The sequence below is a fragment of the Pseudomonas sp. SIMBA_068 genome (assembly GCF_046534705.1).
Classification (GTDB): domain Bacteria; phylum Pseudomonadota; class Gammaproteobacteria; order Pseudomonadales; family Pseudomonadaceae; genus Aquipseudomonas; species Aquipseudomonas putida.
On sequence record NZ_JAWRYI010001318.1, the window covers coordinates 1 to 246 of the forward strand.

At 52.4% G+C, this 246-nt stretch carries 1 protein-coding gene; it reads left to right on the plus strand.

Features of this window, described 5'->3' with window-relative positions; translation table 11 throughout:
* A partial coding sequence (locus SB756_RS33860; protein ID WP_410913736.1) for a hypothetical protein occupies nt 1-246 on the plus strand: 246 nt, incomplete at both ends.

Here is a 246-nt window from a genome sequence, read left to right on the forward strand (position 1 = left end):
GTTGGTCCCCTGGAGCAATCCTAATGCATGGTTCGAGGTGGAAGCACATCCCCAGGGTGTAAAACTGTCGATGTGGGTGGAGGCAATTGGAGGCGCTGAAGAGATCCCACCGGAAGATGCCTTCTGGTACCTGGTCAAGGGGAGCGGACAACTGAACCAGAACATCTACACACCCTCTGAGTCATCAAACGATTATGCAATAATCGCTGCAGTCGAGGACTACAGGCGATTGACGTATGCCTACAT